Raw genomic sequence first — 12481 nt, 5'->3', positions numbered from 1 at the left:
TTCCATGCCTGCCTTTCCCGATGACATCCCCGTTCGCGGCACCCTGACGCCGAACCGCCCTTTGGCCGATCTGACCTGGCTGCGCGTTGGAGGCCCCGCGGACTGGTTGTTCCAACCCGCGGATGCCGAGGATCTGGCGCAGTTCCTCGCCGCGCTTGGCCCCGCGGTGCCGGTCTTCCCGATGGGCGTGGGGTCGAACCTGATCGTGCGCGATGGCGGGTTGCGGGCGGTGGTGATCCGGCTCGGCCGCGGCTTCAACTCCATCACCGTGGCGGACGGGCAGGTGACGGTCGGCGCCGCCGCGCTGGATGCCCATGTCGCGCGCCGCAGTGCCGAGGCGGGGCTGGACCTGACCTTCCTGCGCACCATCCCCGGCAGCATCGGCGGCGCAGTGCGGATGAATGCCGGCTGTTATGGCAGCTATGTCGCCGACCACCTGATCTCGGCCCGTGCCCTGACGCGCACGGGCGAGGCCGTGACGCTGACCCCGGGCGACCTGCGCTTTGGCTACCGCCACTCGCATCTGCCCGAAGGCTGGGTGCTGGTGGAGGCGACCTTCGCCGCCCCCGCCGGTGACCCGGCAGAGCTGGCCGCGCGGATGGACGAACAGCTTGCCCGCCGCGATGCCAGCCAGCCGGTGAAGGACCGCAGCGCCGGATCGACCTTCCGCAACCCCGCCGGCTTCTCCTCGACCGGGCGGGCCGATGACATCCACGACCTCAAGGCCTGGAAGGTCATCGACGAGGCGGGCCTGCGCGGCGCACGGCTTGGCGGGGCGCAGATGTCGGAAAAGCACCCCAATTTCCTGATCAATGCCGGGGGCGCCACCGCCGCCGATCTGGAGGGCCTGGGCGAGGAGGTGCGCAAAAAGGTTTTGCAGCACTCGGGAATTTCGCTACAGTGGGAAATCATGCGTATCGGGGAACCGTAACGCCGGGGCGCGGCATTCAGGCAAGGGCCGTGTTGACTAAAAGCGAATAATATCAAGGGGTCGCAAAAGATCCCGGAAATGGCGAACGTGGCGGGTATGTCGAGCAGGACAACCCCCAAGGTGGCGGTGCTGATGGGCGGACCCTCGGCCGAGCGCGAGGTGTCCCTGTCCTCGGGGCGTGAATGCGCAACCGCACTGCGGGTGGCAGGGTTTGAAGTGGTCGAGCTTGATGCCGGCCGCGACCTTCCCGCGCGGCTGGCCGAGATTGCCCCCGACGTGGTGTTCAACGCCCTGCATGGCCGCTGGGGCGAAGATGGCTGCGTGCAGGGGATGCTGGAATGGCTGGGCCTGCCCTATACCCATTCGGGCGTGCTGGCCTCGTCGCTGGCGATGGACAAGACCCGCGCCAAGGCCGCCTTCCGCGCCGCCGGGCTGCCGGTGGTGGACAGCGTGCTGGCCGCCAAGGCCGAGGTGATGGCCGCCCATGTGCTGCCCGCGCCCTACGTGGTGAAGCCCAACAACGAAGGCTCCTCGGTCGGGATCTACATCGTCCATGCCGACTCCAACGGCCCGCCGCAGCTCTCGGACGAGATGCCCGAGACGGTGATGGTCGAAACCTATGCCCCGGGGCGCGAGCTGACCTGTTCGGTGCTTGGCGACCGGCCGCTGTGCGTGACCGAGATCGTGACCGCGGGCTGGTACGACTATCACGCGAAATACGCGCCGGGCGGGTCCAGCCATATCCTGCCGGCCGACCTGCCGGACGAGATCACCGATGCCTGCCTCGACTACGCGCTGCGCGCCCACCGCGCGCTTGGCTGCCGTGGCCTGTCGCGCACCGATCTGCGGTGGGACGCCTCGCGCGGGCTCGCCGGGCTCGTGCTCTTGGAAACCAACACCCAGCCGGGCATGACGCCGACCTCGCTGGCGCCCGAACAGGCGCAGCATCAGGGCTTCGATTTCCCCGCGCTCTGCCGCTGGATCGTGGAGGATGCCTCTTGCAACAGGTAACCGCGCCCCTGCGCCGCGATCCCGCCCCCAGCCGGGCCGCCTACCGGATGCACCGGCTGTGGCTGACGCCGGTGTTCCGGGCGCTGCTGCGGGTGGGGATGCCGGCCTTCGTGGTGACGATGGGCTTTGGCCTTTACCTGTCCGACGATACCCGCCGCGCCGCGCTTGGCGACAAGGTCGCCGCGATGACCAAATCCGTGCAGGAACGCCCGGAATTCATGGTCACGCTGATGGCCGTCGATGGCGCGTCCGACCCGCTGGCCGCCGCGATCCGCAATCTGGTGGTGGTGGAGTTTCCGGTCTCGTCCTTCTCGCTCGACCTCGAGGCGATGCGGGCGCAGGTCGAAACCATCGACGCGGTGAAGTCCGCCGACCTGCGCATCCGCGCCGGCGGCATCTTGCAGGTCGATGTGACGGAACGCGACCCCGCGATGGTCTGGCGCTCGGCGCAGGGGCTGTATCTGCTCGATGACACCGGCCACCGCATCGCCGGGCTGACGGGCCGCGACGCGCGCCCCGATCTGGCGCTGGTGGCGGGCGACGGTGCCGACAGGGCCGTGCCCGAGGCGCTGGCGCTGATGGCCGCGGCCGAGCCGATCGCCGGCCGCATCCGCGGGCTGGTGCGGATGGGTGAGCGGCGGTGGGATCTGGTGCTGGACCGCGAGCAGCGCATCCAGCTGCCCGAGGACGAGCCGGTGGCGGCGCTGGAACGGGTGATCGCCCTCGACCAGGCCGAAGACATTCTCGAACGCGACCTGACGGTGGTGGACATGCGCAACATGCAGCGCCCGACGCTGCGTCTTGCGGGCGACGCGCTGGCCCGGCTTCGGGGCGAAGAGCCGACGCCCGTCACGCGGATCTCGGGCGAACTGGCGGGCAACTGATGCAGGCGGATGGCAAGGTCATGAGGGCAGAACAATGACGGATCTCTACCAGTCGCAACGGGCCATGCGGAACATGCGCCGCGCCGCCATGCAGCGGGGCGTGATCGCCATTCTCGATGTCGGCACCTCGAAGATCGCCTGCCTCGTGCTGCGTTTCGACGGGCCGGAACGGTTCCGCGAGGACGGGCTTGGCTCGATGGCCGGGCAATCCTCGTTCCGGGTGATCGGCGCGGCCACCACCCGCTCGCGCGGCGTGCGCTTTGGCGAGATCGACGCGATGCAGGAAACCGAGCGCGCGATCCGCACCGCCGTTCAGGCCGCGCAGAAAATGGCGAATGTCCGTGTTGACCATGTCATCGCCTGCCTGTCGGGCGCCCGCCCGCGCAGCTATGGCCTGGCCGGCGATATCGAGATTGCCGCCGAACAGGTGACCGAACAAGACGTGGCCCGCGTCCTGGCCGCCTGCGACGTGCCTGACTACGGGTCGGAGCGTGAGGTGCTGCACGCGCAGCCGGTGAACTTCGCGCTCGATCACCGCTCTGGCTTGGCCGATCCGCGCGGGCAGAATGGTCACCGGCTTGCCTGCGACATGCACCTGCTGACGGTGGAGACCACGGCGCTGCAGAACCTGCTCTACTGCATCAAGCGCTGCGATCTGGAACTGGCGGGGCTGGCCTCGTCGGCCTATGTCGCCGGGATCGCCAGCCTCGTTGAGGATGAGCAGGAGCTCGGCGCGGCCTGCATCGACATGGGCGGCGGCGCCACCGGCCTGTCGATCTTCATCAAGAAGCACATGATCTATGCCGATAGCGTCCGCATGGGCGGCGACCACGTCACCTCGGACATCGCCAAGGGCCTTCAGGTGCCGATGGCCACCGCCGAGCGCATCAAGACCTTCTATGGCGGGGTGATGGCCACCGGCATGGATGACCGCGAGATGATCGAGATTGGCGGCGACAGTGGCGATTGGGAGCGCGACCGCCGCAAGGTCAGCCGCGCCGAGCTGATCGGCATCATGCGCCCGCGCGTCGAGGAGATCCTTGAGGAAGTGCGCGCCCGTCTGGATGCGGCGGGCTTCGACAGCCTTCCCAGCCAGCAGATCGTGCTGACCGGCGGTGCCAGCCAGATCCCCGGGCTGGACGGTCTGGCAGCGCGGATCCTTGGCCAGAACGTGCGCCTTGGCCGTCCCTTGCGCGTGCAGGGCCTGCCGCAGGCGGCCACGGGATCGGCCTTTGCCTCTTCCGTCGGCCTGTGCCTCTTTGCCGCGCATCCGCAGGATGAATGGTGGGATTTCGAGATCCCGGCCGAACGCTACCCGGCGCGATCGCTCAAGCGGGCGGTCAAATGGTTCCGTGACAACTGGTAACAGCTAGATACAGGGTGCTTCGGCGAAATACCGCTGGGGTCACCCCGGCGAACGCTATATTTTGCGCTGTTTTTTGTTTTTTCCGTGACGTTCTGGCCAATGAGCGCTAGAATCATAAGAGTGCGGGGTAAAACGACCGGGCGCCGGGGGCAAATCGGCGGCAGAGGTCGGGCAGAACAAGACAGGCGGACCAGACCGATGACATTGAACCTGATGATGAGCGATCACGAAGAGCTGAAGCCGCGGATCACGGTCTTTGGCGTCGGTGGTGCTGGCGGCAACGCCGTCAACAACATGATCGACAAACAGCTGGAGGGGGTCGAGTTCGTCGTGGCGAACACCGACGCCCAGGCGCTGCAGCAAAGCCGCGCCGCCGCCCGCATCCAGATCGGCATGAAGGTGACCGAGGGTCTGGGCGCCGGTGCGCGCCCGACGGTCGGCGCCGCCGCGGCCGAGGAATCGATCGAGCAGATCGTCGATCACCTGGCCGGCGCGCATATGTGCTTCATCACCGCCGGCATGGGCGGCGGCACCGGCACCGGCGCGGCCCCGATCATCGCGCAAGCGGCGCGGGAACTGGGCGTGCTGACGGTTGGCGTTGTCACCAAGCCGTTCCAGTTCGAAGGCTCCAAGCGGATGCGCCAGGCCGAGGCCGGCGTCGAGGCGCTGCAGAAGGTCGTCGACACGCTCATCATCATCCCCAACCAGAACCTGTTCCGGCTGGCGAATGAAAAGACCACCTTCACCGAGGCCTTCGCGATGGCCGATGACGTGCTGTACCAAGGCGTGAAGGGCATTTCCGACCTGATGGTCCGCCCCGGCCTCATCAACCTCGACTTCGCCGACGTGCGCTCGGTGATGGACGAGATGGGCAAGGCGATGATGGGCACCGGCGATGCCAGCGGCGAAGACCGCGCCGTCCAGGCGGCCGAGAAGGCCATCGCCAACCCGCTGCTGGACGAAATCTCGCTCCGCGGCGCCAAGGGCGTGCTGATCAACATCACCGGCGGCTATGACCTGACCCTGTTCGAACTGGACGAGGCCGCGAACCGCATCCGCGAGGAAGTGGACCCGGACGCGAACATCATCGTCGGCTCGACGCTCGATCCCGACATGGAAGGCACGATGCGCGTGTCGGTCGTGGCAACCGGAATCGATGCCGCGCCGCAGGCTGCCGAGGTTCCGGTGCCGCGCCGCGGGATGGCCAAGCCGCTGCAGCCGCAGCAGCATCAGCCCGCCCCGCAGCCGGCCCCGCAGCAGCGGGCGCCGCAACCGGCCCCGCAGCCGGTGGCCGCCCAGGCCCCCGCGCCGCAGCCGTCCCGCGCGGCCGAGCAGCATGACCCGCAGGAAAGCTTCCACGGCTTCGCGCCCAAGACCTTCGAGGAAGAGCTGACCGAGCAACTGGCCGAAGACGAGATGCCGGCCCCGGCCTACCGCCCGCAGCCCGCGCCGCAGCAGACCATGCGCGACGTCTATGTGGATGACGACGCCTCGGCCTTCGTCGCCCCGCGTCCGCGATCGCCCGGCACGCCGTCGCCGGAAGCGCTGGCTCGCCTGCAGGCCGCTGTGCAGAAGGCCCCCGCCGGCGGTGGCACCGCGCCCCGCGGCCCGGTGCAGCGCGCCGCCGCGCCGCAGCCGCGCGCTCCGCAGCATGCGCCCCAGCCGGCCCCGCAGGCCGACAAGCCGCGCTTCGGAATCAACTCGCTGATCAACCGCATGACCGGCGCCCCGGCGGAACAGGCAGAGCGCTCGGCCCCGCCGATGCGGCAGCAGCCGCCCGTCACCTCGGCCTATGATGACGAGCAAGATGCAGATCCCGATCACGACCGCATCGAGATTCCGGCCTTCCTGCGCCGCCAGGCGAACTGAGGCCGATCACAGATCATGTTGCAAGAAGGCCGGAGCAATCCGGCCTTTTTCGTTTTTTGACAACTGCTTGCCGCGCTGCGGCACGGAGCCGGGCAAGATGCCGCCCAAACTGTTCGTTAATATTTCATTGCGTTGCAAACAGTGAATTGTGCTGACGCCGGCCCCGTCCTAACTCCAGTCTTGCCGCAGTCACTCCGCAGACAGCGCAGCCCGCGACGGGGGGAAACCTCGTGCAGCAGACCAGAGGTAGAGCCCGTGCAGACAACGATCCGTTCCGCAGTGACTTTCAAGGGCGTCGGCCTTCACTCCGGCGCGCCGGTCCGCATGACGATCCACCCCGCCTCGGCCAATTACGGGATCTGGTTCCGCCGCACTGATATCGACCGGCTCGACCCGCTGATCCCGGCCCGCTGGGACGCGGTCGTCGCCTCGCGGCTCTGCACGCTCATCGCCAACCGCGCCGGCACCACCGTCTCGACCATCGAGCATATCATGGCCGCGCTGGCTGGCACCGGCATCCATAACGCGCTGATCGAGATCGACGGGCCGGAAGTGCCGATCCTCGATGGATCGGCCGCGCCCTTCGTCGCCGGCATCATGGCCCGCGGCCTGCGCGAGTTGGACGTACCCGTGCGCGCCCTGCGCATCCTGGCCACCGTGGAAGTGCGCGACGGCGAGGCCGTGGCGCGGCTGGAGCCGGGCGGCGATGCGCTCGACATGCGGTTCGACATCGACTTCACCGACCGCGCCATCGGCCGCCAGACCAAGCAGCTGACGCTGGCCAATGGCGCCTTCGTGCGCGAGCTTTCGGACAGCCGCACCTTCTGCCGCCGCGCCGATGTGGAAACCATGCAGGCCAACGGCCTCGCCCTTGGCGGCACCTATCACAATGCCGTCGTCGTCGATGGCGACCGGGTGCTGTCGCCCGGCGGCCTGCGCCATGCCGATGAGCCTGTGCGCCACAAGATGCTGGACGCGCTTGGCGATCTGGCGCTGGCGGGCGGCCCGATCCTTGGCCGCTATGTCGGCCACCGCGCCGGCCATGCGCTGACCAACCGTCTGCTGCGCGAGCTGTTCCGCCGCCCCGAGGCATTCTGCATGGTCGAACTGGGCCGCGAGGCCGAGTCGTTCTTGCCCGGCGCCGGCCTGTCGATGGAAGACCTCCCCGCCTTCGCATGACCTGACCTAAAGGTGCGAAAGGCGTTTTGCGCCCCGGATTTTTCTGTGCTAGGACGGGGCGGAACCGGCGTCTCCGGGTGCGTGGGGCACCGGGGGGAAGGCCGCGGGAACAAGCCGCGAAGGCTGGGATAACGTGAAGCAGGAACGGGATAGGCAGGTCATGGCGCGCGGTCGTAGAGCGGCAAACCTTGCGGCGGGCCTTGTGCTTGCAGCGACCTTGGCAGCATGTGGTGGCGGCCGGCAGCGCGAGGTGCCGATCGAGGACCTCACGGCCGAGCAGATCTACCAGAAAGCCGAATTCGAACTCGAGACCAATGGCGAGCCCGAAGTGGCTGCGCAGCTGTTCTCCGAGGTCGAGCGGCTCTATCCCTATTCCGAATGGGCCAAGCGCGCGCTGATCATGCAGGCCTTCGCCTTCCATTCCGACCGCGACTATGAAAACAGCCGCGCGGCGGCACAGCGCTATATCGACTTCTACCCGGCCGAAGAGGATGCCGCCTATGCGCAGTATCTGCTTGCCCTGTCCTATTACGACCAGATCGACGATATCGGCCGCGACCAAGGCCTGACCTTCCAGGCCCTGCAGGCGCTGCGCGTGGTGATCGAGCAATATCCCGACAGCGAATATGCCCGTTCGGCGATGCTGAAGTTCGACCTCGCCTTCGACCATCTCGCCGCCAAGGAAATGGAAATCGGGCGCTACTACCTCAAGCGCGGGCATTATTCGGCGGCGATCAACCGCTTCCGCATCGTGGTCGAAGAGTTCCAGACCACCACCCACACGCCCGAGGCTCTGCACCGGCTGGTCGAATCCTACCTGTCGCTGGGTCTGACGGATGAGGCGCAGACGGCGGGCGCGATCCTTGGCTACAACTTCCAGTCCACCGAATGGTATCAGGACAGCTTCAAGCTGCTGACCGGCCGCGGCCTGAGCATGGAAGCCAAGGGCGACAGCTGGCTGGCCGGGGTCTATCGGCAGGTGGTCAAGGGCGCGTGGCTGTAAGCCGGGGGACCGGGTCGATGCTGCGCAGCCTCGACATCCGCGACATGCTGATCATCGAGCGTCTGTCGCTCGATTTTCATCCCGGCCTCAACGTGCTGACCGGTGAGACCGGGGCGGGGAAATCCATCCTTCTCGATGCGCTTGGCTTCGTGCTTGGCTGGCGCGGCCGCGCCGAACTGGTGCGGGCCGGGGCCGCGCAGGGCGAGGTGACGGCGGTCTTCGACCTGCCGGTGGGCCATGCCGCCCGCGCCGTGCTGGAGGAGGCGGGCCTTGCGCCCGAGGACGAGCTGATCCTGCGCCGCGTCAATGCCGCCGATGGCCGCAAGACCGCCTATGTCAACGACCGCCGCACCAGCGGCGAGGTGCTGCGGGCGCTGTCGGACACGCTGGTCGAACTTCACGGCCAGCATGACGACCGCGGCCTGCTGGATCCGCGCGGCCACCGCACCCTGCTGGACAGTTTCGCCGCCACCGATCCTCTGCGCGCCGCGACCCGCGCCGCATGGTCCGCCCTCGCCGCCGCCCGCAAGCGCATGGCCGCGGCCGAGGCGGCACTGGCCGCGGCCAAGGGTGAGGAAGACTACCTGCGCCATGCGGTGGCCGAACTCGACAAGCTCGATCCCCAGCCCGGCGAGGAAGCCAGCCTCGACACCCGCCGCCGCGCCATGCAGGGCGCCGCCCGTATCCGCGAGGATGTGCTGCGCGCCGTCCACGCCCTCGGCAATGACGGCGCCGAGGGGCTGATGCGCGACGCCACCCGCTGGCTCGACGGTGCCGCCGAGGCCGCCGACGGCCGACTGGACGCCCCCATGGCCGCCCTGACCCGCGCCACCATCGAGCTGGCCGACGCCGCGCAGGGGGTAGAGGAGGCCCTCGACGCCCTCAGCTTCGACCCTGCCGAGCTGGAGGCGGCCGAGGAACGCCTCTTCGCCATCCGGGCGCTGGCCCGCAAGCATGGCGTCCTCGCCGATGACCTCGGCACCTTCGCCGGCGACCTGCGCCTGCGCCTCTCCGCCATCGACGGCGGCGAAGGCAACCTGCGAGCCTTGTCGGCCGAGGTCGCCACCGCCACCGCCGCCTATGACGCCGCCGCCGCCGCCCTGACCGAGGCGCGGCGCGAGGCCTCCGGCCGGCTCGACCTCGCGATGGCCGCCGAGCTTGGCCCGCTGAAGATGGAACGCGCCGTGTTCCGCACCGACGTGACCCCCGGGGACGCTGGCCCCGAAGGCCGCGACGCCGTCGCCTTCACCGTCGCCACCAACCCCGGCGCGCCCGCAGGGCCCCTGAACCGCATCGCCTCGGGCGGCGAGCTGTCGCGCTTCCTGCTGGCGCTGAAGGTCTGTCTTGCCCAGGGCGCCGATGCGGTGACGATGATCTTCGACGAGATCGACCGCGGCGTCGGCGGCGCCACCGCCGATGCCGTCGGCCGCCGCCTCGCCCGCCTCGCCGAGGGCGCGCAGGTGCTGGTCGTCACCCACTCGCCCCAGGTCGCCGCCAAGGGCGCGCAGCACTGGCGGGTTGAAAAGCGGGTCACGGGCGAGGTCACCACCTCCAGCGTCGTGCCGCTGTCCCCCTCCGAGCGCGTGGACGAACTGGCGCGGATGCTGGCGGGGGAAAGCGTGACGGATGCGGCGAGGGACGCTGCAAGGGCGCTGCTGGACGGCTAGGCACCCTCTTCCCATTCTTGCTGGCGGAAATATCCCGGGGGTCCGGGGGCAGCGCCCCCGGCGGCCGGCCCAAGCCTCACCCCTCTACGGTAAAGCTCGCCGACACCACCTGCCAGCCATCCGCGCCCGGCACCATCACCGCATTCAGCACCGCGCCCACGCGGCCCGCATCGCTGCCATCGGCATGGCGGATCCCCGACAGCACGAAGCGCTGCATCAGCACCGCGCCGCCGGTGCCAAGCTCGCGCAACTTGGTGCGGCCCGTGACCAGCTTGGCCCGCGCGAACGCCCCCGCCAGCTCGCCCGCCAGCACATCGGTGATCGCCTGCCGCCCCTCGGCCCAGGCCCCGGTCAGCGTCAGGAGGTCCGCATCCTCGGCGAACATCGCCGCCAGCGTGCCGACATCCCGGCTGCCCCAGGCCAGCGAGAACGCGCGCGAGAACTGGTCGGGCGTGCCGAAGCTCATGGCCGCTCTCCGGCACCGGCAACGATCTTGCCCGGGTTCAGGATCCCGAGCGGGTCCAGCGCCGCCTTGATCGCGCCCATCACCTCCCAGCCCGCGCCATGCTCGTCATGCATCAGGTGGCGTTTGCCCATGCCCACCCCATGCTCGCCGGTCATGGTGCCGCCCATCCGGTGCGCCCGCGCCGCCATCCGCGCCGCGATCCACTTGGCGCGGGTCAGCTCCTCGGGGTCATTGCGGTCGACCAGCAGGATCGCGTGGAAATTGCCGTCCCCCACATGCCCCAGGATCGGCCCGATCATTCCCTGCGCGGCAATGTCCTTGCGCGTCTCCTCCACCGCTTCCGCCAGGCGCGAGATCGGCACGCAGATATCCGTCACCACCCCCATGCTGCCGGGCCGCAGCGCGAGGCAGGCCGGATAGGCGCCGTGGCGCATCTTCCACAGTCGCGAGCGGTCCTCGGGCAGGTCCGCCCAGGCAAAATCCGCGCCGCCAAGCTCGGCCACGATCTCGCCAAAGCGTTCCGCCTGCTCGCGCACCCCGGCCTCGGTGCCGTGGAACTCCACCATCAGATGCGGCAACTCGGGCAGATCCGCCCCGGCATAGGCGTTGAACGCCGCCGCCGTCGCCGCATCCACGAACTCGATGCGGGCAATCGGGATGCCCATCTGGATGGTCGAAATCACCGTATCCACCGCCGCCGCCAGATCGGCAAAGGCGCAGACCGCGGCGCTGACCGCCTCTGGCTGGCCCTGCAGCTTCAGCGTCAGCTCTGTCATCACCCCCAGCGTGCCCTCCGATCCCACGAACAGCCCGGTCAGGTCATATCCGGCCGAGGATTTGCGGGCGCGGCTGCCGGTGCGGATCACCCGCCCATCGGCCAAAACCACCTCGGCGGCCAGCACATTGTCGCGCATGGTGCCATAGCGCACCGCGGCGGTGCCGCTGGCCCGGGTGGCGGCCATGCCGCCAAGGGTCGCATTGGCACCGGGGTCGATGGGGAAGAACAGGCCCGTGTCGCGCAGATGCGTGTTCAGCGCCTCGCGGGTGATGCCGGGCTGAACGACCACCAGCAGGTCATCGGCCAGCACCTCCAGCACCGCGGCCATCCGGCCCATATCAAGGCTGATCCCGCCCTGCGCCGCCAGCGCGTGCCCCTCCAGCGAGGTGCCGGCGCCCCAGGGCGTGACCGGCACGCCGTTCGCGGCGCAGACCCGCACGATCTCGGCCACCTCTGCCGTGGTCTCGGGGAAGGCTACCGCATCGGGCAGCATCTGCGGGAAATAGCTCTCATTGGCCCCGTGCTGCTCGCGCATCGCCGCGGTCAGGCTCAGGCGGTCCCCCAGCAGCAGTTTCAGGGCGTCCAGCGCGTCATTCAGGGTCATGGCATCCTCGGCTTCCGGGAGGCGACATTAGGGCCGGGGCGGGGCCGGGAAAAGCCCTCCTCGCGGAGGGGGAGAGGGGTTCGGCTGAAATCCTCTGCTCCGTGTCCGGCTTGCGCTCTTCTCTTGCCCGGAATCAAGGCGCCTTGGCGCCGCCGGGCAGCGCCCGTCCGCCCCCTCGGGCGGGCGCTCTTCACCGCCAGTGCCTAGAACGCCGGTGGGAGGTGCCGCACCATAAAGTGCCTAGAACCAGCGTAGCTCGCCCACCCGGCGGACGGGCGCTGCCCTCTGACCGGGAATGCGGCTTCAGAACAGGCGGGACCCGCCCCTAAACCCGCTCCACCGTCACCCGGACGGTGTCGAAGGCGACATGGCCGGCGATCCGCGTCGCCTCGGCCAGCGGCGCGGGATAGCTCCAGCCGGCATCGGCCAGCTCGCCGCTGTTCAGAGCGATGGTGAAATACTCGGCCTCGCCCTTGCGCGGGCAGCTGCTGCGGCGGTCCGAGCCGTCCAGGAACGCCATCGCCAGATCGTCCCGCGGGAAGTAGATCACCGGCGGCAGCGTGCCCTCGGTCAACTCCAGCGCGGCGTCGCTTTCGCCCAAGACGGCACCTCCGGCGCGCACGACCAGCGTGCCCGGCAGCTTGCGGATATGGATCTGGCTGTTCATGGTCGGTCCCCCAGTGATGTGCCCCAGCGGACAGTATCGTAGTGTGTTTGTAACAG

The 12481-nt window shown here is 69.1% G+C and carries 11 protein-coding genes; 8 read left to right on the top strand and 3 right to left on the bottom strand.

From position 1 onward, the window contains the following. Positions 1-4 precede the first annotated feature (4 nt). From murB to recN, 8 genes are all read left to right on the top strand, one after another. Positions 5-931, top strand: coding sequence for a UDP-N-acetylmuramate dehydrogenase (gene murB, locus GVY41_RS08120; protein ID WP_161345141.1), 927 nt, complete (start codon positions 5-7; stop codon positions 929-931). 96 nt (positions 932-1027) lie between these two features. Then, the gene (locus GVY41_RS08115) at positions 1028-1942 is read left to right on the top strand and encodes a D-alanine--D-alanine ligase (protein ID WP_170301148.1); all 915 of its coding nucleotides are present in this window, start codon (positions 1028-1030) and stop codon (positions 1940-1942) included. Beyond that, positions 1930-2826 (top strand): cell division protein FtsQ/DivIB, encoded by an 897-nt coding sequence (locus GVY41_RS08110; protein WP_229725993.1) that lies wholly within the window; start codon positions 1930-1932, stop codon positions 2824-2826. Before GVY41_RS08115 ends, GVY41_RS08110 begins: the two co-directional genes overlap by 13 nt. A gap of 34 nt (positions 2827-2860) precedes the next feature. Next, the gene (ftsA, locus tag GVY41_RS08105; RefSeq protein ID WP_161345143.1) at positions 2861-4192 is read left to right on the top strand and encodes a cell division protein FtsA; all 1332 of its coding nucleotides are present in this window, start codon (positions 2861-2863) and stop codon (positions 4190-4192) included. A 198-nt stretch (positions 4193-4390) separates the two neighbouring features. Further along, complete coding sequence (gene ftsZ, locus GVY41_RS08100; RefSeq protein ID WP_161345145.1) at positions 4391-6061, top strand: cell division protein FtsZ; 1671 nt, start codon at positions 4391-4393, stop codon at positions 6059-6061. A 255-nt stretch (positions 6062-6316) separates the two neighbouring features. Further along, the gene (gene lpxC, locus GVY41_RS08095) at positions 6317-7240 is read left to right on the top strand and encodes a UDP-3-O-acyl-N-acetylglucosamine deacetylase (RefSeq protein WP_161345147.1); all 924 of its coding nucleotides are present in this window, start codon (positions 6317-6319) and stop codon (positions 7238-7240) included. A 160-nt stretch (positions 7241-7400) separates the two neighbouring features. Then, positions 7401-8243: an outer membrane protein assembly factor BamD gene (locus GVY41_RS08090; protein ID WP_161345148.1), complete on the top strand. Its 843-nt coding sequence runs from the start codon at positions 7401-7403 to the stop codon at positions 8241-8243. A 17-nt stretch (positions 8244-8260) separates the two neighbouring features. Continuing rightward, on the top strand, positions 8261-9910 hold the full coding sequence (gene recN / locus GVY41_RS08085; protein WP_161345150.1) for a DNA repair protein RecN: 1650 nt from the start codon (positions 8261-8263) through the stop codon (positions 9908-9910). Between the two features lie 76 nt (positions 9911-9986). Here recN and GVY41_RS08080 read toward each other — a convergent pair whose 3' ends face one another. The 3 genes from GVY41_RS08080 to GVY41_RS08070 all read right to left on the bottom strand — a co-directional run bounded on the left by GVY41_RS08080 (position 9987) and on the right by GVY41_RS08070 (position 12425). Beyond that, positions 9987-10376: a Cif family virulence factor gene (locus GVY41_RS08080; protein WP_161345152.1), complete on the bottom strand. Its 390-nt coding sequence runs from the start codon at positions 10374-10376 to the stop codon at positions 9987-9989. Further along, positions 10373-11758, bottom strand: a complete 1386-nt coding sequence (locus tag GVY41_RS08075; protein WP_161345154.1) for an FAD-binding oxidoreductase — start codon at positions 11756-11758, stop codon at positions 10373-10375. The genes GVY41_RS08080 and GVY41_RS08075 overlap by 4 nt, the downstream gene beginning before the upstream one ends. 325 nt (positions 11759-12083) lie before the next feature. Continuing rightward, positions 12084-12425, bottom strand: a complete 342-nt coding sequence (locus GVY41_RS08070) for a DUF427 domain-containing protein (RefSeq protein WP_161345156.1) — start codon at positions 12423-12425, stop codon at positions 12084-12086. Positions 12426-12481 lie beyond the last annotated feature (56 nt).

Origin of the sequence: Frigidibacter albus (assembly GCF_009908165.1) — a bacterium.
In the GTDB taxonomy this organism is placed as follows: domain Bacteria; phylum Pseudomonadota; class Alphaproteobacteria; order Rhodobacterales; family Rhodobacteraceae; genus Frigidibacter; species Frigidibacter albus.
This window is presented reverse-complemented; position numbering and strand designations above follow the sequence as displayed.